Consider the following 22167-nt stretch of genomic DNA (forward strand, 5'->3'; position numbering starts at 1 on the left):
GCTCAGAATGAACACAGAAAGACCCATCCGATAAGATGGGTCTTTCACAGCATTATAATTAACATCGCAGCGAATGATCGCTTCCTTGAATACAAATTACTGATGATCATGAGCACTCTTCTGTTTGACCAGACTGTAGTATTTGTTAATATCGTCATCTACTTCTCTGGATTTTGCAAGTACAATTTCAGAGTTATAACCATACCAATCGGCCAGAATATTGAGTTCATGTCTCTTCTTCTCGATAAGCGAGTAAATCGAAGTCTTCCCCAACATAGATTCCTCCTTAGTATGTTTGTACTTACACAAAATGAGTCAGCATTAGTGTGTAATACTGTGGAATCTAATCCTGACTTAAGAATACTCTTACTAATGAACCGCAATTTCACAACCACTCAACCATAAGTTCAGCTCGAGGACTATATATAGACAAAATTAAGAAAACTCCATCTATATATACCAATTATTATAGCAAATGAAAATGATCGTGAAAATAATTAAAACCTAGCTTTTCGTCCTATTTTACTACTTTTTCCACATTTTGCAACTACATTTTTTAGATTTTTTACACGTATAGTGTATAAATTTCCTCATTTTTGTCTACACATTCCGTGTATATAAACACTTATTGTGTAAATAAAACTTTATTCTGTGTAACCATGCTAAACTAACTTTTTAGGAGGGATTTCATAATGTCTGTCTTGGGAGATCGTCTGAAACAACAAAGAGAACACAGAGGATGGTCTCAGGTCTTCGTATCCAAAAAGTTAGGACTAAAACGTAGCAGCACTTATGCGAACTGGGAGTATGGAATAAGAGAGCCTGACTTGGACATGCTGCAGAGAATCGCTGATCTATATGAGGTTTCTATCGATTGGTTGAATGGCAGAGAGCAGAAATACGAGTATAATCCTGAGCCACAAGAAGAATATATACTTAAGATCATTAGAGAAACTGAGGCAGATTACAACGTACAGCTACGTGGCGATCCCGTTGTAGAATCTACAATCCGCGATTTGATTCAAAATATAGCAAAGCTGAAGAAATCGGCCCAGAACGAGAAGGATTAATGCCATTTGACATGATTGCTCTCTGGTGCGCTTCCTCCTTGAGTTGGTTATAATAAGATGAGCAGGTTAGGGTTACTAAAGTCTGTAATATATAAAGGCAGGATACATATGTATACACACGTCTACATTATTGCTCCTTATGAAGCAATGATACCTATTATACAAGAGTGCATTCCTCTGTTTCCCCACCTAGACATTCAATATGCGGTTGGTGATCTTGGCAGAGGAGCCGAGCTCGCAGCGAATGCAGAGAAAAACGGGGCAGAGGTTATTATTAGCCGCGGCGGGACGGCTCAATTAATTAAAGAAGCCGTGACGATTCCCGTCATCGACGTCCATCTTTCAGGATACGATATGATTCGTTCGCTGACACTAGCCAGTCAGTTTAATGGCCAAACGGCCATCGTTGGTTTTTCCAATATTACATCTGGCGCACAATCGATTATTGATCTGATGGATTTGCCTCTGAAGGTCTATACCATACACAGCTCCGAGGATGTGGCAAGGCTGCTGCTTGAACTAAAAGCGGCAGGTTACCGCCAAATTGTTGGAGACGTTATTACCGTAAATACAGCGAATGCATATGGCATGAAGGGGCTTCTTATTCAATCCGGCAAAGAATCCATATTGAGAGCTCTGGATGATGCTCAGCTTATTAATCGCTACTTGAGCAAGAACAACACCATATCGATTATTTTGAATGAACTTGTGATGAATGAGCACCCGAACCTCATCATTTTGAATGATCAAAATGAAGTCGTATTTGAGCAGCTGAACGATTTCGACCATAACCCTTTGACAGAGAACCATATATATGTGACCAACACAAATATCGACTTTCATCAATCGAAAGTTCAAAATGTCTTTGTGGTGGATGATTATCAGCTCACCGTCAGCGCTTATGAAACGACATTAAACAATATCAGTTACAAGGTCTATTCCTTGGAAAAGGGACAGCCCTACGCTTTTGCTCATCTTGGCATCAAAGCCCATTATGAGACATCCGTAGAACCCATTGTAGCTGAATCCTCCGCGATGCGGACAACGTTAACCAATATCAAGATGCTCTATAAGAATCATGAGCCCATTCATGTGTTGGGTGAGGAGGATACAGGAAAGTCCTACTTGGTGAAGTACATCCATCAAAGGTATGGCAATGGAGGTCTGCTGCTCCAGATCGATCTGAAGCAGGTTCCCCCGGGTATATTAAGCGACATTCCGCTGGCCAAAGTAAGAAATGTAGAATTGAACCATGTGGAACTCCGCATAGAGGATCCAGAACTGATCGCATTTATGGAGTCCTGCCTGAATCAGCAGGTTGGAGTATTCATTATCAGCGAACAGACACTGGACGAACATTGGCCTCAGCACATTAAGCTGAATACCATCATCATGCCGACTCTCTTGGACAGACTGGATGATCTGCCATCACTGATTCAGCATTTTCTATCCGATTATTATCAGAAATATGGAACGACTGCTGTAAAAATTAAGGAAGATGCATTGCAGCTGATACAGCAAAAAGCGGCCCATATGTCTATAAGCCAGTTAAAGCAGCTGATTAAACAAGCCGCCATGAATGAAACAGAGTATGTGCTTTCAGCAGAAACCCTCTCCCGATTGTTGGACGGATACTCTTCCTCGAAAGCTTCACATTCCATAGACCTGACGGGTACCTTAAAAGAAATCGAAAATGAAGTTATTTCATATGTGTTGAAAGAAGAAAATAATAATCAATCCAGGGCAGCGGAGCGATTAGGGATTAATCGAGCCACGCTGTGGCGTAAACTTAAGAATGATTAAGTTTACGCTTTTTTTATGGTCTGAATTGTTGCATAATTAAACATATTTACATTTTAGACACATTTATAAAAATTTAATGTTGCTAAAATCATCAGTATGATATAGTATTGTTCCTGCAAACGCTTTATTAAAACGATTACACAAGGAGCTAAACAATATGAATATTAAAACGACGTTAGATCGTATCCCTGGCGGCATGATGGTTGTCCCTCTTCTCATCGGGGCATGTATCAATACATTTGCTCCCAACGCTTTGCGGATAGGCGGCTTTACCGAAGCCTTGTTCGTCAATAGCTCGAGCACACTCATTGCATTGTTCCTATTAATTGCAGGCACGCAAATCACGTTCAAATCAGCGGGGTCATCGGTTGCTAAAGGCGTCACACTGCTGGTGGTCAAATGGGCGATCGGCGCAATTATCGGTCTGATTGCCATTCTGTTTGCCGATTCATCGACTGGACTATTCCTGGGTCTAGCCCCTCTCGCCATTATTGCCGCTATGACAAACTCGAACGGCGGACTCTACATTGCATTAGCCGGACAATATGGTAAAGAAGATGACAAAGCAGCTTACCCATTCCTTGCACTTAGTGACGGACCGTTTCTTACCATGGTAGCGCTCTCGATCTTTGGCGCGATGGGCTTTGCCGATGGCATGTTCTCGCCAATGTCCTTCGTAGCCGTACTGCTTCCACTTCTCGTCGGTGTTATCATTGGTAACCTGGACCGCAATATGGCAGAATGGCTGCACAAAGGCAGTGACAAGCTGGTTCCTTTCTTCGCCTTCTCTCTGGGTATGGGCATCAATTTCTCATCCATCATCCAAGGGGGTCTTGGTGGTATCCTACTCGGCGTACTGACCGTGCTGCTCACAGGCGGTCTCGGTTTCCTGCTCTTCAAAGCCATTGGCTGGAACCCAATTGTAGGTGCATCGGAAGGATCAACAGCTGGTAATGCAGTAGGTACACCGGCTGCGATCGTCGCAGCGAATGCTTCCTTTGGCCCGATTGCTGAAATCGCTACGGTACAAATCGCGGCAAGTGTCGTAACAACGGCTATATTATTGCCGATCTTCATTGGCTTCTTATCCAAGCGATTGGAGAAATCCGGCGGAGTCGAAAAATATAACAATCCAGCTGCATAGAGGTTATAATTAGCCCCTCAATTTGCACTCATTTTTCTCAAGGAGGAGGTAACTGCATGAAACTAGCCATCATTGCAGATGATTTGACTGGCGCCAATGACAGTGGGGTCCAACTCGCACGTCATGGCCTTAAAACTAGCGTATTATTTGATATGGACGAGGACAACATTCGTCATTACGATGCCGTCGTCTTTGATACAGACAGCCGCTCCATTACCCAGGAAGAGGCCTATCAGCGGGTAAGCGGGGCAGCGAAATTCTTAACAAAGGCCGGATTCGAGACGATTTTTAAAAAAATGGATTCGACAATGCGTGGAAATATCGGTGCTGAAATTGATGCACTTTATGATGTCGTAAAGCCTGACTTTATGATGATTGCACCTGGTTATCCTAAAAATAATCGCACCATCTTGAACGCTGTCCACTATTTAAATGGTGTACCGCTTGGTGAAACAGAGATTGCGAATGATCCCAAGACACCGGTTACGCTCTCTTACCTTCCAGACTTGCTTAAGCTTCAAACGAAGTATGAAGTCGGTGAAATATCTGTAAGCGATCTGGAGGCAGGGAAAGACCATGTTGAAAATAAACTGAACAACTTTAAAAAGAATTCCATTCCGTATGTGCTTGTGGACTCCACCAAAGAGCTTCATTTGGAACTGATATTGCAAATAACGAAGCAGCTGAGCTATACGTTTGCATGGGCTGGTTCAGCGGGTATTGCTAACTATCTGCCCGAACATTACGGCATTTCAAGCACTCAGGTAGAGCTTACGATCGCTGAAAATCAAGGTCCGATTCTTACCGTCGTCGGCAGCGTTAACAAGAACTCCCGCGCACAGCTTAGACAGCTGCTTGAACAAACGGATGTTTACCCGGTACAATTTAAATCTTACAAGGCTGTATCCGATCAATCGGAGCGCGATGCTGAAATGGACCGTGTATATGAAGAAGTGAAGTCAAGAGCATTAGAGGGCAAGGATATTGTGATTTACTCCACGGCGGAACAGACCGATATCGAACAAGCACGTACCACAGGCGAGTCCAGAGGACTTAACCATACCGAGGTAAGTAACGAGATTGTGCGAGCGATTGGAGAGGTTTGTGCAAGACTGCTTGAGAAGGGTTATTTCAAGGGAGTATCCATGACAGGCGGAGATACAGCTAAGCAAATCTGCATGAAGTGGAATATCAGCGGCTTTGAGCTATTGGACGAGCTGGAAATTGGCGTGCCGATCTCCAAATTTATTGGCGTGAATGATCTGCATGTTATTACCAAAGCAGGCGGATTCGGCAAGCCGGACGTATTTGTCCATGCGATTCAAAAGTTAAGAGGAGGTCATAGAGTATGAAACCAACAGTTGGAATTACAATGGGTGATGCGGCAGGCATTGGACCCGAGATCATTATGAAGGCACTAGCCCATCAAGAAATGTACGATAATTGCAATCCTCTTGTGATTGGGGATGCCAAAATATTAGAACGGGTTCTGCCGATCATCGGCTCAGATCTAAAGGTGCGTTCCATTCAAGAGCCATCTGAGGCAAAATATGAATTTGGTACCGTGGACGTGATCGATCTGGATCTCGTCCCGGCAGATCTAAAATTCGGTGAAGTGTCCGCTGTAGCTGGAGATGCAGCATTTCAGTTCCTGGCAAGAGCCATTGAGCTTGCGAAGCAGCATAAGATCCACTCCATCTGTACGGCACCGTTGAATAAGGAAGCTCTGCATCAGGGCGGACATTTATATCCAGGACACACTGAAATTTTAGCGGATCTCACGGATACAAAAGATTTCTCGATGATGCTGACGACCCCCAACCTGCGGGTAATTCACTTGACAACCCATATGGGGCTTATCGAAGCGATCCAAAGCATTGACCCGGAAAGAACGTATACTGTCGTTAAGCTGGCTCACGATACACTGAAGAAAGCCGGCTTCGACAACCCAAGAGTCGCTGTCTGTGGAATTAACCCGCATGCGGGTGAGAATGGACTCTTCGGCAACGGTGAGGAAGAGGAAAAACTTCAACCCGGCATCGAGCGTGCCCAGAAGGAAGGCATTAATGTAGTGGGACCTCTTCCTGCAGACACCCTGTTCTTTAGAGCAGGCAGAGGCGATTTTGACATTGTCGTTGCTTGCTACCACGACCAAGGACATGCGCCAATCAAGGTCATGGGTATTGAAGAAGGCGTCAACATTACGGTTGGGCTGAAGGGCGGTATTATTCGCACCTCTGTCGACCATGGCACGGCGTTTGATATTGCAGGCAAAAACATTGCTGAAGACAAGAGCATGCTGGCCGCTATCCGCTCCGCCATTGAGCTGGCTCCAAAGGATCGAATCTAATACGTGCGTGACTGCAGCTTACATGAAGGACCCAGCGATCGCTGGGTCCTTTTGATATGGTTTGGCTCCTCGGAATAGCCGCATATAACCCGGCACATAATAAACTTCACAAAGCTATTTCAGTTAAATAAGGAGGAATTATCAATTGAGCACTAACCAACCGGACAAGAACCTTATTAATGAAGTGAAGGATCTGGAGTCCACACCTGTGAACAGCCTCGATGCCCAGCAGAAACAGCAGGCTCGCAATGATCGACGGAAGCAGTCGCAGCACGACCATAACGGCAAATATACCGAAAGTGAATCCAACAACTACCATTAAAAGTCTGTGAGCTTTACAGCTTCTGATCTCTTTCGGGGAAGTGTAAGGCCCAGCAAATCAGGGAGCAAATCAACTCCACTACAGAAATCCGCTCGTACTGTCTGATTCTTTTGATTTAGACCCAAATCATAAAAAAACACCGCGCAGCTCGGGAGACAGCGCTCTCGGCAGGAAACTCGCGGTGTTTTGTTATTCATTTATTTATCATTTAGTTATTCAGGAATTCAATTAAAGCTTTATTAAATTGTTCAGGATGAGTTGCATTCAATCCATGTGGTCCGCCTTCGATGACAACGAGCTCACTTCCTTTAACTGCTTCATGAGAGAGCTGACCACTGACTTCAAGCGGAACGACCGCATCGGAATCACCATGGATCACGAGCAGCGGGATATCGAATTTGTCCAAGTCTCCACGGAAGTCGGTTCGGCCGAAGGCAGCAACACAATCGAGTGTGCCTTTTGGAGAAGCGGCGGAAGCGATCGCAAGGTTGTACAAACGGAAGGGCTCGCTGACCAGGTCCGTTCGATCTCCAGCTTTGAAGAAGTTATGTGTGAAGCCATCGAGAAAAGCAATTCTGTCTTCTTTCAGACCAGCTTGAAATTCTTGAATCGTCTCTTCGTCCAGACCACCTTCCGGATGCTCGGCGGATTTATAGAAGTACGGAGGAACCGCGCCTGCGAGCACCGCTTTTCTGACACGGCTCGTTCCATACGTACCAACGTACCGGGCAACCTCACCACCGCCCATTGAGAACCCGACCAGTGTTACATCGTTAAGATCCAGATGTCCAATCAGCTGATCAAGATCGGCTGCAAACGTATCATAGTCGTATCCGTTATACGGCTGAGAGGATTGTCCGAACCCGCGGCGATCATAGGTGATTACACGGTAACCCGCTTCTATGAGCGCTGGAACCTGCTTCTCCCAAGAACGTCCGCTGAGCGGCCAGCCATGGATGAGAATGACCGGCTTACCTTTGCCAAGATCTTCAAAATGCAATTCAATAGGTTGTCCGTTTTCTGTTCCCACATTTAATTTAGGCATATTTATTACTTTCCTCTCGATTTAGTATTGTGATTCAGCCACCACTGACCTTCTTCTTCATCATCATAGCGCTTTTTTTAAGTATTGTATTTTAGCAATTTACTATACCATTTATAGCATTTTTCTATATATATTTTACCCTGAAAGGAATCAGCGCAATCTCATTTCAATCGTTCAATCTATAATGAAAAGCTATACGATGTATAGTTAGATCCATATTGATCCGCAAGATCGGCAGCTTATAAGATGAGTTTAAGTGCACGCATAAGGAGGATAAATGGATATTCGTTTCAAAACCACCGCTGGCTCATTCGCAACTCCCATCTTATTCTGGTGTTCATTGGTCGTTGTCTCCGCTGTCAATATTACGATTCCTCTAATCCCGTTATTCGCTGAAACATTTACTGTCTTTTCCTCTCAAGCCGCTTGGGTCGGCAGCGCATTCTCGTTTGCATTGCAGGCGGAGGATTACTCTTCGGTGTGCTATCTGATCGGTTTGGGCGTAAAAAGTTGATGATCGCCGGTCTTCTGCTGCTGACCTTAACAACACTATTGATCGGAACTGCACAAACCTTTTCTTGGCTTGTTGCTCTAAGATGTCTTCAAGGCTTGGCGGCTTCTATGTTTCCTCCATCTGTTCTAGCCTACGCCATGGAGATGTTCCCAGCCAAGAAGAGGGTAACCATCATCGGATTTATTAGCACAGCCTTTCTTATGGCCAGTATTATTGGGCAAATTTACAGCAGTATCATCGTATTCACATTTAGCTGGTCGTACGTATTCTATTTTTTATTCGGAATCTATTTCATATCTTTCTTATTCATCACCTTAGGAATTCCGAGCGACAATAGTGGTCAGAAGCGAAGCAGTATCTCTGCCTCCTTTGCCCGGATCGGTACCATTTTTCATAAAAAAGGACTTCCTTTTTGCTACATCATATCTACTGTTCTGTTTACTACACTGGTTGGATATTTTACGACGCTCGGCAGTTACCTAACGAGCTCGTCGTTTCAATTGAGCCATGAGGAGATCCTGTGGGTTCGGGCTGCGGGCATTATTGGAATGCTTGTTTCTCCGTTCGACGGTAAGCTAGTTGCAAAGTATGGTGTTAAACGTGTGTTGTGGTTCGGATTGATTATGGCTGCCATCGGTCTCGGATTATTGGGAGTCTGGCAAAACTTGGCCTTTCTGATCCTGATGAGTATTGTATTTACAACGGGTGTTGCCATTGCCCTTCCTGCCCTTATCTCGCTAATCGGTCAGCTTGCAGGAGAAGTGAGGGTGGGTCTGGTGGAGTCTCATAAAGTAAGGAGCAAGGTATTCGAGCTCGGCTTGTCAGCATCCAATCGAAATGGATTCTATCGTTTTATGTCTTCGGTTATGTATTTCATTTCGCGCCTCTTCCAGAAGCTCCATAATCGCGTTGCCCTTATTCAAGAGGATTTTTCCCGCTTCCGTTACTTCTACCCCCCTGTTTACCCGATCGAACAATGGAATATTATACTCATCTTCCAACACCCGAATTTGCTGGCTAAGTTGTAGGCTGGGTCACACCCAATTCTTCTTTGGCCTTGGTGAAGCTCCCCGATTTGCAAATCTGAATAAAATATTCAAGCTGGCACAATTCCACAAAGTATCCCCCTTCCAAGCTGACGATTAACCATATAGACACACCTTTGTATATATTATAAGAAGGGACCGGGCGATTAAGATATCCTTTAAATTTCAGGTAAGGGTTACTGGATTTTAGGATGGGTGGGTGAGGAACTGTATATTGGGGAGAATCTGGTGGATCTGAAATCGCAGATATAAAAAAATGCCTTAATAAAGGCAAGAAAAAGGAAGTATGATCCCTGATATTTTAGAGTTCGGTCAATATATGCAAAATAATCATTCCTTCGTATCGTCATAAATTGCCTGTATAATCCAGCTGTGATATCATAACAATAGAAATAGGAGCCGTGCTGTAACACGACTCCCTGTACAACATACCGCTATAAGAGCGGTCGGCAGTTGGGTTAGCTACGAGAAATAGACCGCGGCCTCATCCAAAAGGGCGGTCTATTTCTTTTTGTCTCGGTTAACTATGGCAACGACGATAGTGACGATCAATCCGATCAGCGCTATGATGAGCGAGCCGAATTGCATCATTAAAGCCAATGCTTGGTTTACCTCCACAGGCATCACCTCCTTTACAGGAGACTAGCCGACCGCCTTACATCCGTCTGTTGCACAACCATATTATACCATTCAGATCATCTATAGGGACTTTTTTTGTTTCTCACTCTACCAACAGGATATCTGGTTGGGATTTTCATTACCTATAAGTAAATGATAATAGTGATTTACCAGAATTAGCGTCAATGACTACATTGAACTGACTATACGTTGGAGCTTTTTTACCTTTCATTGCATGCCCTGTACCTTTTATACCAAAAAAAGTAACAATGTATACAGGTGTGTTGAGCATAAACCCATCCTTCTTTAATTGACTGTTACTGTTTAACCCTTCCTCGGTAAATGCATTCATAAAAGGGTAGCTGAAAAGCTGATATTCAGCTCTAATTGAGCTCGCTTCTTTAGCAAACTTCGGACTTTTAGCAGAAGCAATCTTTACTGCTTCTTCTTTGTCCACTTTTAGAGGGAATAGAGGAGTGACAAGCTTCATTCCGAGGAACTTTAATCGATCCTTGTCATGTATAGTTAATACATCAGGTGCTGTAGTCGCATCGTATGTATTTATATCAAAAGGAACGCCTGCTTCCTCTACTGCTTGTGTAAATACATCACTGGTCTGAGCCAAAGCATTTCCTGATATATTTAATACTACAACCGACACCAGTAATGAGAAAAAGAATTTATTAATGTACTCCACTTCATAACCTCCACTATATCCAATTAACTATGTATGTTGAACTGGTTAAATTTGTTCTATTATAAACATCGGACGAGCATCTCATTCTACTTATCCTGAGCAATGAATAAGGAAACCTTATATTTTAGTACAACCAACTAGTGGTTTTTCCAATGCACCTACACACAAAAGGCTCGTCCTGTATGCGGCGATACCCTACCGTCTTGTCACGCCGCTCATAAATTTCTTTGATTTTAAGTTTCAACTCCATATCAAACTCGTTAGCTTTACGCTTCCGATAGACATAGTAACCACTTTTTTAGAACATCTACCTCCAAGTACAAACGACGTAATTCATGTTCTTGTTCTGTCTCAACTCTGTGTGGATCTCCACGTCTATCCTCAAATGCAGTAGCTCCCTTTATCACAATAAAAAAAGAATCAGACAAGCGGAGCGTCGTTCAAATGCTCACTGTCTAATTCTTTTTCTTTCATGGAGTTTCCTAAAAGCCTTCAACACGATACTTTTCATTAAATACCATCTTGGAGGCGAGGGGACTCGAATTCCTGGTCTGAAACTATCACCACTTAGTCTTCTACGGGTGCAGTCACAGTTTTGATAAGTCTCAATTAGTCATATATATTTTAGAAGAACACCTTCGGACCAAGCAGGTACAGGACTCACGCAGTCTCTAAGTTTACCTTGTTGAATCTCGGCAATGATTTTAGGCTCATGTGTATTATCAATGATGATAACTTCATCGGCAATTGTTAATGCAGGATTTAAATTTTGCAAAGACTGACCGTATCTATAGCGAATATCCTCTTCAGCGATCCAATGTCCACCCTGCTCGACACGTGATGCCACACGATCAATATGCATCTGTACATCTTGAAGACCAATATAGTACATCACAATATCGAAACCATTTTCTTTTACGGCTTTCATATGCTTCAATACAAATGTCCCCGACAAAGTAGTTTCAATCGCAAAATCCTTATGGCTTTGATTTAACGCCCGAATTCTTTTAACAGCTTCTTTACCCGCAGACAGATCTGCACTTCTTGGGTCATCCGGGTTTAATTCTCGAGCAATCTGATCTGGATCAACAAGTTCCCCCAACCAATCCCTCATCTGCATACTTAGCGTGCTCTTTCCAGCACCATTAGTTCCAGCGAAAACCGTCATGATCGGTTTAATGTCATTCATGGTATTCAAGTTCCTGCCGTTGTCCGGATTCATCAAAAATAACTTCAAACTTATTTCCTTTCGCGTCTTCACGTATACGTTTGTTATTTTTTATATAGTAGATAGAAGCACCTAAATCTTTGGCTTGCTTTCGTGCATGTTGATTTGCTTTTTTTAGAACTTCTTGGAGCTGTTCTCGATTAACAACCATCTGAAGTCCCTCCGTTCTGTTTGAGTTTTAATTATTATATCACAAACTAAAAAACCACCAACCAGATGATCTGGTTGATGCCTTAAGTACTTAAATGGAGGCGAGGGGAGTCGAACCCCTGTCCGAAGATAACGCCACATAAGCTTCTACGGGTGTAGTCACAGTTTTGATGTCACCCGAGTAGCGCCCCGTAACCGGCTCTACGTTGGGTCAGCCTGTTTGTCTTCTTCAGCTAGCCGCAGGCGGAGACTAGACAGCGTATCCCACTAAAGTTGGGCCCTCATCCCGGTACATGGGCGATACAGAGCGAGAGCACGCACACAGGTTATTAAGCTGCGAAAGCGTAGTTGTTTTGTTGTTTGCCGTTTAATAGGCTTTAGCGTTGATGAAGCGGACGCGTCCCCACTACCCGCTACTCATGCTCGAACTATCCCCGTCGAATCCAAAAACGCCCCCTTGTTATAAAGGGCCTCCTGGATAGATCGGTTCAATTAGAGCACCAGTAGATCTATTCCGCATCCTTCCCCTCCATGGTGAAAGGATGAACTAGAAGCAATTGGTTGTACCAGAGCACTTGTTCTCTCTCGTACTTCCTTAGTATATCACAAAAGTATATATAATGCGACTTACTCCAACCTATAACTTGCAGGTAAACAAGGAGAGAGTTGGAAAGCGCGTCATACCGAACCTATCCTTCTCAGCTACTTCAGAGCTGACTCAGACCCATGCATTTCATTCAACTCGTTAGAAGCAAGGCTAAATTAAGTTACCTAGCAATCTTCTGCTTCTCGCGCAATGCACGCTGGATATCACGCTGTGCATCCCGCTTCGCAGCTGTGTCACGCTTGTCGTACTGCTTCTTACCCTTACCCAGTCCGAGCAGCAGCTTCGCATATCCATTGCGGACATAAATCTTGAGCGGTACGATGGAGTACCCCTCCTGCTTCGACAGACCCAGCAGCTTGTTAATCTGCGCCTTGTGCAAGAGCAGCTTGCGTGTACGCGTAGGATCTTCCGGGTTATTGCGGTTCCCTTGCTCAAATGGACTGATATGCATGTTATGAATATGGATCTCGCCGTTCCGAATCGTCGCAAACGCATCTCCAATATTCGCACGTCCATTCCGCAGAGACTTGATCTCAGTCCCGGTCAGCACCATTCCTGCTTCATACGTATCCTCGATGAAATAGTCATGGGAAGCCTTCTTATTCTGCGCTAATACCTTGCCGTCATTCTTCTTCGCCATGTTCTCTTCACCTCTTCGTTATCGTAATGTAGCAAGCACTGACGGTTACTTCGTCTATAAGACATTGGGAAATAATAATCATTTCCGGACTTCATTGTATCAAATACTGTGATGAGAAATCAAGGTAACAAACCCCTATATGCGTTGTACCCCGCTGCCGACGGTTTGAAGCAATTGGAATTCTCCATCTCGTATTGTAAAAAGAACACTCGGCCCAAGCTCCGGCTGAGCCTCACTGTATATATTCAGTAGTCTCCAAGGATGAATAGATCCCATATTCCAGGCTTCCTCCATTGCGCACAATCTCTTGCGAACCAGTCGGCTGATCCCTTGAATCAGCATTTGAGCAGACCCGGCAAGCAGCTCAGACTGATCGGTTAAATGAAGCTTTCCCGATTCCGTCAGTGTTACTCTTCCACCGATATGTGTCTTATAATCTCCTGCCGGTAAACCCGCCAAATGCGCTGCATCGCTGACGAGTATGGCCTTTTCCTTTTTCACGCGCATAATGACCTTCTGAACAGCATCCGGCAAATGAAACCCATCGGCAATAAAGCAGGTATGAAGCGAATCTGCTGCCAGCTGATCCCACAGGTAGTTAGGGTGTCTCGGAAGCAGGAGATGGGCACCGTTGCCAAGGTGAGTAGACATAGCAGCCCCACATCTCACCGCATCCACAATCTGCTCACTGCTCGCCGCTGTATGACCAATGGATACAATGATTCCTTCTTGCACACACTGTTCTATAAAAGCATCACTGCAATCCCACTCAGGCGACATTGTTACGATCCGAATTAATCCATTCCCTGCTCTCTGCAGGCGCTGCAATAAACCAATATCAGGCGGGGTAACGAATTCTGCAGGATGCGCACCTCTCGGTCCATCCTCTCGCGAAATAAAAGGTCCTTCCAAATGAATGCCTGCAACGCTATTCTGCGTCACCTCATCCAATATACAAGCGGCAGCAATCGTTCTAATCGACTGGCTCATCGCTTCTTCGCTGTTTGTAATTACGGTTGGGCAATATTTTACGACACCAACGGCTTGTAACAGTCGAGTTACTTGATGAACCTGCTCTACAGTAAGCGCCGGGCTGTTAAAATCAATCCCCATATACCCATTAACTTGCAAGTCCACTAGGCCTGGTGCGAAATAGACCGTTCCACCCGCTACGTCAGCTATCTCCGCGAAACAGTCATCGGTCATCTCCACCTCAATTCGATTCCCCGTGGCATAATGCACAGCTTCCACATAACGTCCGTTATCCATCTGTAAAGGCCTCCTTCTCATATAAAAAAGCGTCTTAACGACGCTGGGTATCAGTAAGATACTTAAAGCAGTTAACGAAATATGCTAAGGGAATGGCATACTGAGGTTTGTGTTTAATTTGGTTATATGCATGAATGCTTTACTGTAGCAGCTTCCGTGGCTTTGGTATGCTTCTTTGAAGTCTGTATTGTGTATCTGTACGGCGCTTGTGTCAGAAAAACAGTTGTTTGAGCCTAGCAGTAAAGGTTTATGTGGATGTTTGAACGAACACATTTATTCTAGCCATGCTCACTCGCCACTTCTCCCCAAGCTTCCACATCCACATACAAAGTACACCTCTGGTGCGTACGCAAAATGCTGGCCGGGCAAGCCTCGCTAATCTTACCGTTCACAGTGCAGTATACCGCCTGCTTCTTTGTCGGTCCCGGCACCATGCAGAACAGCTCTGTTCCGGACATGAGTGCGGGCACCGTCAATGTAAGCGCATGGGTAGGTACTTCCTCGAAGCTCGGAAAGCATCCATCATTCACCTGCTGCTGTCTGCACGCCTCATCGAGCTCCACCGGCTTCACCCAAGCTTTATCTGCAAAATCAGCCACCGGGGGATCGTTAAAGGCAATATGACCATTCTCACCAATCCCCATGAATACAAAGTCAATCGGTCTCTCCCTCAAGAGCACTTCATATCTGCGGCACTCCTCTGCCGGTTCTGCCGTCCCGTTTAGTGGGTGCCATGCATTTAGCCCAGGCTCTGCTAGACGTATAACACGCTCCTCTACAAACCTGGCAAAGCTTTGGTCTGCCGTGCGGGACAACCCGATATACTCATCCATATGAAAAGCCTCTACTCTATCCCACTCCACATCGGCTGCTTCCATAAGCGCATGCAAAAATTCATTTTGTGAAGGAGCTGCGGCAAAAATAACTCTTACTCGTTCCTGTATGCGAAGCCGCTGCTGTAAAGAGCGAACTGCCTCTGCGGCAGCCGCCTTACCCATCTCTTCACGTGTTGCAAATACACGAACCTGCAGCTGATCTGCATGCGTTTGGAATATCGGTGTAATCATGAGCTCACTCACCTTCGTCCCCACCTTCCTCTTCAAAGAGCATAATCCTGATCCAAATTCGCTGATGCCCCTACACCAACGAAAAATGTTCCTTGAGCTTAATCTCCTGCTTCAGACGCGAGGAAGCATAGGTTCCCAGAATAATCTCCAACGAGTGCCTTCCCTCTGTTCCCGGAACAACGGGCGCACGACCTTCACGTACCGCATATGCCAAATCCCGAATTTGCTCCCGATGCCCATCTGGAATGACGGCAAAAGGGGCGAACTCCGGCAGCTTGCTCTCCGCTCCATCCAGTTCAAGCATCACAATATCATCCTCTTCAATAATCAGTGTTCCTTTCTCACCATACAGCTCAAGCCGCTGCCCCTTGCCTTTATAGGCGGTGGTTGTAATCTCCAGCACACCCATCGCACCGCTCTCATATTGGAGCAGGGAGGTTACGGTGTCCTCCACCTCGATATCACGCAGCACGTTTCTCGCTCTGCCCTCGATGGAAGCAACTGGACCCGCCAGCCACTGGAGCATATCCACGGTATGTATGCCCTGATTCATCATGGCTCCTCCTCCGTCCATTGCCCACGTTCCACGCCATCCGGCACTGTCATAATAAGCCTGGCTCCGATAGATCTTCACGTAGGCGGAACAGAGACTGAGCTTGCCAAGAGCACCGGAAGCAATGAGCTGTTTCGCATATTGCGCTTGCGGAGACATGCGGCGGGGAAATACGGTGGCAAGCAGAACGCCCGCCTTCTCACAGGCTTTAATCATGCGCTCTACGCCTTCCATCTGGATCGCCATCGGCTTCTCGACGAGGATGTGCTTGCCCGCTCTAGCCGCTCGAACGACCTGCTCCTCATGCAGCCCGCTTGGTGTGCAGATGGATACCACTTCAATATCCTGCCTGGCCAATATCTCATCCAGATCCGAGTATGCCGCCGCTCCATATTGTGCAGCGAATCGCGCGGCCTGATCCGGATTCACATCACATATCGCGACAAGCTCTGCCTCCGGTAGCTTTGCGATTTCACTGGCATGCACCTCTGCAATAATTCCACAGCCCACAATCCCATATCTCACAGGCATCATTCCTGCTGACATAACCGCTCACCCTCTCCTTATATGTTCTTTCCCTGAGTAAACAAGGACCCGCTCTGCCTGCTCATCTGCCAGCAGTGTTGCTCCTGTAGCTGCCAAGAGATCCTGATGCGTAAATTCATGCGGCTTCCCCTCAATCCGGTTTAAAAAATCCTCCACGATGCGAACCGAAGGCGTACGCAGTGGTACTTGCCGCAAAGGCTCCTCATGCGTCATCACGAGTAACAGCTCCTCTTCACCATCCAGCTTCGCTGCAGGATCACCTGCCAGCCGAATTTCGGCGCTGCCCAAGGTGCCCATCACGAAGATCCGCCCATCTCCCCAAGTCCAGCATTTCTCCGGAGCATGCCAATCCGCATACAGCTGAGCGCTCACCCCGCCATCCAGCACGGTTTGGACCGCTGCTGTATCGTAGAAATCTGGATATTGTGGCAGTATTCTTTTTCCCATCGTTGCCTGAACGCTTTGAATCTCTTGTCCGGTCAGCCAGCGCAGCAGATCAAAGTCATGCACCAGCAAGTCGACAATAATGCCTCCCGACTCCTGCTTGTTGAAATGCCAGGCTGGGCGGGTCTCCGGCCGAAGCCGATGCGGCTTCCGCATCGTGATACTAATCAACTCTCCCAGCTCGCCATCCAGCACGAATTCCCGCAGCGTATATAACGAAGGTCGATAACGCTCTGTTAACAGCATCCCAATTTGAATATTCCCTCTATTAATTAGCTCCTCAAGCTCGCTATACCCATTCGAGTTAACAACTGCTGGCTTATCCAGCATCAAGTGCTTGCCGTATTTTTCGCAATCCAGCGCGATCTGGAGCTTCTGGTTGTTGACGGCAGAGCTCCCAATCATCTGAACCTGCTCCTCTTCAAGGAGTTCCTTGCTGCTGCCTGCAAGCTCCAGCTGGTACCTCTCTGCCAGTTGAGCTGCCAGCGCCAGATCGCCTGGTTCAAATATGCCCGCACACGCATAACCCAGCTCCAGCATCTCCTCAATAAAAATCGAGATATGCGGATGCTGACAGCCAATCACCGCAAACTTCTCTGTCCTTCCCGATCCACGCAAGCCCCTTAAGGATGACATCAATCCCGCTCCTTCCATGAAGAGATCTTCGCAAAATGTCATGCTCAAATACTCCTAACTCTACTTGAATGACTCCACATCTCATCTTCATTCTCTACCTTCAATTGCACTTACCTTTCACCTCTGCCATCAATCTTTGAATCTCCTTCAAATCATAAGCGAGTCGTTCGACTGCAGGATAAGGAGCTGCACATTCCAGCGTAATCCACCCGCTATATCCGCTCTTATAGAGAGCGGCCAGCAGTGGAGCATGATCTACTTCACCTTCTCCCAGCCGGCACTGCATAAATGCCTCATTGCCATGACGTGTCAAGTTCACGAACGATCCCTCTTCGCCTGCACTGACTATTCTCTTCTCATCCTTTACATGAACATGACGGAGAGCAGCCCCCAGCTCCTGAACAGACTCAGCCCCATAGTGGACATCGGAAATGTACATATTGCCCGCATCATGGATGAATCCCAGCCTGTCATCACCTGTTGATTCCAGCAGCTTCATAGCACTTGCGGCGTCCTCTGTCAGCGTCTGGTTATGAATCTCAATAAGGATCTGAACACCCGATTCGGACGCCTCTTCTACGCAGGCTCGCAAATGCCGGGCTGCCTGTTCATAATGATGATCCCCTGCCTTAAACGCATTCGGTCCACCCGGGAACACACGTACATATGGGACACCCATTACACTTGCGATCTGAATGAGCTGTCGAACATCTTCTAAAGCAGCCTTACACTCCTCCTCAGTTAAGTTGGAAAAGTGCCCGACATATCCCGCTAATGCCGGAATGGCAAGATCCAGACCCTGTGCCCGCTCTCTCAACGCCCCCACTTCCTCAAGTGATATATCAAGCGGAAGATGAGGAGCGCGGCAGGCAATCTCAATACCATCAAAACCAAGCTCAGCCGTAATCCTCATTGCTTCCGGAAGGCTGTACTCGCTCAGGGACCCACTGAAAGCCGCGATGGGAAATAAACGATCGTGAGGCTCCAACCCATCCTCCTGCCCGTCAGTACGTGACTGCCAGTGAGCCTGCGGTGATAGCCAATGATTAGATAACGTTGTCTTGTCCCGACCATCTCGGCTTGCCTCATTATGATCCATCCTTACTCTCCCTCCTTATCACTTAATACCTGATGCCGTATGGTTCTGCACAAAGTACTTCTCCGCAAACAAGAATACGATCAGAATCGGGAGCAAACTCATCAGTGCCGCAGCCACCATCAGCTGCTCATTGCCAACCCATTGACCCTTCAGACCCAGGATGCCGATCGGAAGGGTAAACTTCTCACTGGAGCTCAAGTAGATCGACGGTGCCAAGATCTCATTCCATTTGGTCATGAACGTAAAAATAGAAAGGGTGGCGAGAGACGGCAGACTGAGCGGCATATAGATGCGCCAGTAGATTCGCAGCGGATTGGCTCCTTCCATCTTGGCTGACTCCTCATAATCTGCCGGTATACTGAGAAAAGCCTGCCGCATCAGGAAGATGCCGAACGGCTGTGCCAGCCACTCAATCACCCACAATGGTGTGAGGGTGTCCAGCATGTTCAACGAGTTAAAGATAATGAAATGCGGAATGATGATGACGACCGGAGGGATCATCATCGTGCCGAGTACAAACATGAACAGGATATTTTTAAAGGGGAAACGGAGCCTGGCAAAGGCATACCCGACCAGAGAACAGGACAGCAGTGTGCCGACGACAGACAGAATCGCAACAATGAAGCTGTTCATCGTCTGTGTGCCGAAATCACCGAGCTTCAAGACCTCCGCATAGTTGGACCACTGAAAATCTTTAGGGAACCAGGTCGGCGGTACAGCGGTGTATTCCGCATACGTTTTTAATGAATTCAGAATCGCTTTGGCAAAAGGGACCAGCATAATGAGCGAGCTGAGAATGATGGCGATATAAGCCAGGATTTCACCCGACTTTTTACGAGAGGATTGCATGGATTGACCTCCTTCCTTAGGAAGACACTTCTTCTCATTAATGAGACCTTCTAGTTATAATGCACCCACCGATTTTGCAGCTTCATCTGCACGAGAGTTAGGCTGAACAAAATCACGAACAGCACCCAGGCAATGGCCGATGCATAGCCCATGTGGAGGAACGAGAACCCTTCACGGTACAGATACAGCATAAGAACGAGACTGGAATCGCGCGGACCTCCTGCAGCAGCAATATCTCCCCCGCCTGTCATGACATAAATCTGCTCAAACGCCTGAAACGTAGAAATCGTGCTGAGAATGATGACGAGAAATGTAGTCGGCGAGATGAGCGGTACGGTGATGCTCCGGAACTTACGAAGCGTACCTGCACCATCCATCTCCGCTGCCTCGTACAGCTCATTCGGGACATTTTGCAGACCCGCCAAGAACAACACCATGATGTACCCAATGCCTTTCCAGACGGCAATGATCACAAGCAGGGGAATAACCCAGTTTTCACTGTTCAGCCATTGCTGCGGCTCCAATCCCCACTTGACCAGCAGGGAGTTCGCGAACCCGAACCGGGGATTGAATATCGCATCCGCTACGTACAGAATAACGGTCCACGAGGAGATCACCGGTATAAAATGCGCCATCCGAAACCACTTGAGTCCCTTCAGCTTCTGATTCAGCATCACAGCCAGGACCAGAGCGAGAATCGTCTGGAGCGGCACAAACAGAATGGCAAAATAGATCGTGTTCCACAGTGACTTCCAGAACAGCGGCTCGTTAAACAGCTTGTTATAGTTCTCTGTTCCGATCCACTGCGGCGGGGTCAGCATGTCATAATCGGAAAAGCTGAAATACAGGGAGACAAGTAGCGGGCCGGCGACGAACACGATAAAGTGAACAAGATACGGGGACACCATCAGGAGTCCCCATCTTCCTTCAGATCGCAAGTATCGGCTGCGGCCCGCGGACTTGAGCTTCTGCCCTCTCTTGGGCACGGCCCTAGTCGGTTTGCTTAGTGTCATCCGCGGCAGCTCCTTTGGCTTCGTTATTTCTCATAAAATGCATCCAGCACATCCTGGATTTCTCCATTTGCCTTCGTTAGTGAATCATCCACCGTAGCATCACCAAGGAAGGCGCGCTCTGCATTCTCATTGAATTTGGATACCCACTCTTCCCATACGGCATTGGTATCCAGTGTCCCGGCAAATTCAAAGCTGTCGAGGAACGCCTGACGATTCGCAGGCTTCTCCCCTGCCATAAGGAATACGTCGGAGTTGGCCACTGACTTCTTGACCGGAACGGCTTCACCCAGCGCTGCCCATTCCTTCTGCACCTCATCCTCGGTAGCCCAGAACTTCATCCATTCCCACGCTGCAGCTGCTTTGGCTTCATCGGCTTTTGCGCTGATTACCCAGGAGTTTGCTATAACCGGGGCAAACCGCTTGCCATCCGGACCTGTCGGCAGCACGGTCACATCGTAATTCAGTCCTGCTTCATTCGCAGCCTGCACCCTGGCGTAAATACCGATCCGCATTGCGGCCGATCCGCTTGGGAACACGGCCATGGCACTCTGGAAGCTCTTCAGATCCACGGGATCAGTGAAGATGCCTTTTTGCATACCGTCCACGATCCAGTTCATCGCTTCCTTATTGCCATCGGAATCCACAATGGACTGTGTACCCGTCTCGTCAAGAATGCCGCCACCAAATGACTTCAGTACCGTAAACCAGCCTTCTGTAATGCTGAAGAAAGTAAGTCCAAATTGACTGACGTTATTCGTATCGAATCCTTCCTCTGCCGCCACCTTGCCGCTGCCGTCTACCGTGAGCTTCGTCGCAGCTGTCTTCAGATCTTCCCAGCTCCATGCCTCTGTCGGATATTCGACTCCTGCTTTATCAAATAGGTCCTTGTTATAATACAGAACTCCGATCTGGATGCCTTGCGGAATACCCCAGTAACGCCCATCTGCATCCTTGTTAAATTCCAATCCGTAATAGTCATCCTTGTTCAGATCACGATCAATCCACTCCGTGACGTCCTTCAGCGTGCCTCTCTCCGCATACTTCATGACGAGCGCTCCGTCTGAGAGCCAAACATCCGGCGCTTTGCCTGCGGCAATTTGTGTATCAAGCTTCTGATAGAACTGTCCATACGGCGCACTTTGCGTATCTACTTTGATATGTGGAAACTTGGCGGTAAACTTCTCGATCAGCTCCTTCATCTTGGCGTCACTCTTTCCATCGGAGTAATATCCGAGAGTGATTTCTACTTCTTCCTGAGCAGCTCCCCCATTGTTCTCGGGATCAGTTCCAGCTACCTCACTGCTTCCCGTTGTTCCCCCTCCACTGCAAGCTGCCGCGAATACAGAGAACACAAGCAGCATACATACGAGTATGGACACCTTCTTATGCTTGACCATTTAACCGCCCCCCGCTATATTAGTTCCAATCCTATCTATATTGTAAATATTGTAAGTAAA

24 protein-coding genes, 1 other RNA gene and 1 pseudogene are annotated in these 22167 nt (G+C 46.7%); 8 read left to right on the forward strand and 18 right to left on the reverse strand.

Annotated elements, in window-relative coordinates:
* Positions 1-96: 96 nt before the first annotated feature.
* A complete protein-coding gene (locus tag ACFQ3J_RS25270) occupies positions 97-276 on the reverse strand; it encodes an aspartyl-phosphate phosphatase Spo0E family protein (protein WP_091161869.1) in 180 nt (59 codons plus the stop codon).
* Between the two features lie 416 nt (positions 277-692).
* On the opposite strand from ACFQ3J_RS25270, the gene ACFQ3J_RS25275 reads away from it, so the two are divergent.
* From ACFQ3J_RS25275 to ACFQ3J_RS25300, 6 genes are all read left to right on the forward strand, one after another.
* Positions 693-1070 carry a helix-turn-helix domain-containing protein gene (locus ACFQ3J_RS25275; RefSeq protein ID WP_091161871.1) on the forward strand — a complete coding sequence of 126 codons (378 nt, stop codon included), beginning with the start codon at positions 693-695 and terminating at the stop codon, positions 1068-1070.
* Between the two features lie 108 nt (positions 1071-1178).
* Complete coding sequence (locus ACFQ3J_RS25280) at positions 1179-2873, forward strand: sigma-54-dependent Fis family transcriptional regulator (RefSeq protein WP_251584707.1); 1695 nt, start codon at positions 1179-1181, stop codon at positions 2871-2873.
* Between the two features lie 157 nt (positions 2874-3030).
* Positions 3031-4017: a 2-keto-3-deoxygluconate permease gene (locus ACFQ3J_RS25285; protein ID WP_251584704.1), complete on the forward strand. Its 987-nt coding sequence runs from the start codon at positions 3031-3033 to the stop codon at positions 4015-4017.
* Positions 4018-4073: 56 nt separating this feature from the next.
* Positions 4074-5369 carry a four-carbon acid sugar kinase family protein gene (locus ACFQ3J_RS25290; protein WP_251584702.1) on the forward strand — a complete coding sequence of 432 codons (1296 nt, stop codon included), beginning with the start codon at positions 4074-4076 and terminating at the stop codon, positions 5367-5369.
* Positions 5366-6367, forward strand: a complete 1002-nt coding sequence (gene pdxA, locus ACFQ3J_RS25295) for a 4-hydroxythreonine-4-phosphate dehydrogenase PdxA (protein ID WP_251584700.1) — start codon at positions 5366-5368, stop codon at positions 6365-6367. The genes ACFQ3J_RS25290 and pdxA overlap by 4 nt, the downstream gene beginning before the upstream one ends.
* A gap of 145 nt (positions 6368-6512) precedes the next feature.
* Positions 6513-6689 carry a hypothetical protein gene (locus ACFQ3J_RS25300; RefSeq protein WP_170862601.1) on the forward strand — a complete coding sequence of 59 codons (177 nt, stop codon included), beginning with the start codon at positions 6513-6515 and terminating at the stop codon, positions 6687-6689.
* A 208-nt stretch (positions 6690-6897) separates the two neighbouring features.
* Here the strand turns inward: ACFQ3J_RS25300 and ACFQ3J_RS25305 are convergent, their stop codons facing one another.
* A complete protein-coding gene (locus ACFQ3J_RS25305; protein ID WP_091161878.1) occupies positions 6898-7734 on the reverse strand; it encodes an alpha/beta fold hydrolase in 837 nt (278 codons plus the stop codon).
* Between the two features lie 277 nt (positions 7735-8011).
* Here ACFQ3J_RS25305 and ACFQ3J_RS25310 point away from each other — a divergent pair, with 277 nt between their 5' ends.
* The gene (locus ACFQ3J_RS25310) at positions 8012-8248 is read left to right on the forward strand and encodes a hypothetical protein (protein WP_251584698.1); all 237 of its coding nucleotides are present in this window, start codon (positions 8012-8014) and stop codon (positions 8246-8248) included.
* Positions 8215-8961: pseudogene (locus ACFQ3J_RS25315) on the forward strand (MFS transporter); the annotation flags it as partial. The gene ACFQ3J_RS25310 and the pseudogene ACFQ3J_RS25315, both read left to right, overlap by 34 nt.
* A gap of 108 nt (positions 8962-9069) precedes the next feature.
* On the opposite strand, the gene ACFQ3J_RS25320 reads toward ACFQ3J_RS25315, so the two are convergent.
* The 16 genes from ACFQ3J_RS25320 to ACFQ3J_RS25395 form a co-directional block, all read right to left on the reverse strand.
* The gene (locus ACFQ3J_RS25320; RefSeq protein WP_251584726.1) at positions 9070-9252 is read right to left on the reverse strand and encodes a hypothetical protein; all 183 of its coding nucleotides are present in this window, start codon (positions 9250-9252) and stop codon (positions 9070-9072) included.
* Positions 9253-9265: 13 nt separating this feature from the next.
* Positions 9266-9406, reverse strand: a complete 141-nt coding sequence (locus ACFQ3J_RS25325; protein WP_379294287.1) for a helix-turn-helix domain-containing protein — start codon at positions 9404-9406, stop codon at positions 9266-9268.
* 389 nt (positions 9407-9795) lie between these two features.
* The gene (locus ACFQ3J_RS25330; protein WP_251584696.1) at positions 9796-9912 is read right to left on the reverse strand and encodes a putative holin-like toxin; all 117 of its coding nucleotides are present in this window, start codon (positions 9910-9912) and stop codon (positions 9796-9798) included.
* A 139-nt stretch (positions 9913-10051) separates the two neighbouring features.
* Positions 10052-10609 carry a hypothetical protein gene (locus ACFQ3J_RS25335; protein ID WP_251584694.1) on the reverse strand — a complete coding sequence of 186 codons (558 nt, stop codon included), beginning with the start codon at positions 10607-10609 and terminating at the stop codon, positions 10052-10054.
* Positions 10610-11222: 613 nt separating this feature from the next.
* Complete coding sequence (locus ACFQ3J_RS25340) at positions 11223-11798, reverse strand: zeta toxin family protein (RefSeq protein WP_251584692.1); 576 nt, start codon at positions 11796-11798, stop codon at positions 11223-11225.
* Entirely contained in the window at positions 11791-11988 is a 198-nt protein-coding gene (locus tag ACFQ3J_RS25345; protein WP_251584690.1) for a hypothetical protein, read from the reverse strand. The genes ACFQ3J_RS25340 and ACFQ3J_RS25345 overlap by 8 nt, the downstream gene beginning before the upstream one ends.
* A gap of 92 nt (positions 11989-12080) precedes the next feature.
* Positions 12081-12444, reverse strand: a transfer-messenger RNA (tmRNA) gene (gene ssrA, locus ACFQ3J_RS25350).
* Between the two features lie 310 nt (positions 12445-12754).
* Positions 12755-13234 carry an SsrA-binding protein SmpB gene (smpB, locus tag ACFQ3J_RS25355; RefSeq protein WP_091161645.1) on the reverse strand — a complete coding sequence of 160 codons (480 nt, stop codon included), beginning with the start codon at positions 13232-13234 and terminating at the stop codon, positions 12755-12757.
* A 135-nt stretch (positions 13235-13369) separates the two neighbouring features.
* Positions 13370-14503, reverse strand: a complete 1134-nt coding sequence (locus ACFQ3J_RS25360; RefSeq protein ID WP_251584688.1) for an N-acetylglucosamine-6-phosphate deacetylase — start codon at positions 14501-14503, stop codon at positions 13370-13372.
* A 278-nt stretch (positions 14504-14781) separates the two neighbouring features.
* The gene (locus tag ACFQ3J_RS25365; RefSeq protein ID WP_251584686.1) at positions 14782-15582 is read right to left on the reverse strand and encodes a glucosamine-6-phosphate deaminase; all 801 of its coding nucleotides are present in this window, start codon (positions 15580-15582) and stop codon (positions 14782-14784) included.
* Positions 15583-15640: 58 nt separating this feature from the next.
* Positions 15641-16669 carry a Gfo/Idh/MocA family protein gene (locus tag ACFQ3J_RS25370; protein ID WP_251584684.1) on the reverse strand — a complete coding sequence of 343 codons (1029 nt, stop codon included), beginning with the start codon at positions 16667-16669 and terminating at the stop codon, positions 15641-15643.
* A gap of 6 nt (positions 16670-16675) precedes the next feature.
* Positions 16676-17791, reverse strand: coding sequence for a Gfo/Idh/MocA family protein (locus tag ACFQ3J_RS25375; RefSeq protein WP_251584682.1), 1116 nt, complete (start codon positions 17789-17791; stop codon positions 16676-16678).
* A 58-nt stretch (positions 17792-17849) separates the two neighbouring features.
* On the reverse strand, positions 17850-18848 hold the full coding sequence (locus tag ACFQ3J_RS25380; RefSeq protein WP_251584680.1) for a sugar phosphate isomerase/epimerase family protein: 999 nt from the start codon (positions 18846-18848) through the stop codon (positions 17850-17852).
* 18 nt (positions 18849-18866) lie between these two features.
* Complete coding sequence (locus ACFQ3J_RS25385) at positions 18867-19697, reverse strand: carbohydrate ABC transporter permease (RefSeq protein ID WP_251584678.1); 831 nt, start codon at positions 19695-19697, stop codon at positions 18867-18869.
* A 50-nt stretch (positions 19698-19747) separates the two neighbouring features.
* The gene (locus tag ACFQ3J_RS25390; RefSeq protein ID WP_251584676.1) at positions 19748-20710 is read right to left on the reverse strand and encodes a carbohydrate ABC transporter permease; all 963 of its coding nucleotides are present in this window, start codon (positions 20708-20710) and stop codon (positions 19748-19750) included.
* Between the two features lie 23 nt (positions 20711-20733).
* On the reverse strand, positions 20734-22107 hold the full coding sequence (locus tag ACFQ3J_RS25395; protein ID WP_244533699.1) for an ABC transporter substrate-binding protein: 1374 nt from the start codon (positions 22105-22107) through the stop codon (positions 20734-20736).
* Positions 22108-22167 lie beyond the last annotated feature (60 nt).

Origin of the sequence: Paenibacillus provencensis (genome assembly GCF_042678545.1) — a bacterium.
Classification (GTDB): Bacteria; Bacillota; Bacilli; order Paenibacillales; family Paenibacillaceae; genus Paenibacillus; species Paenibacillus provencensis.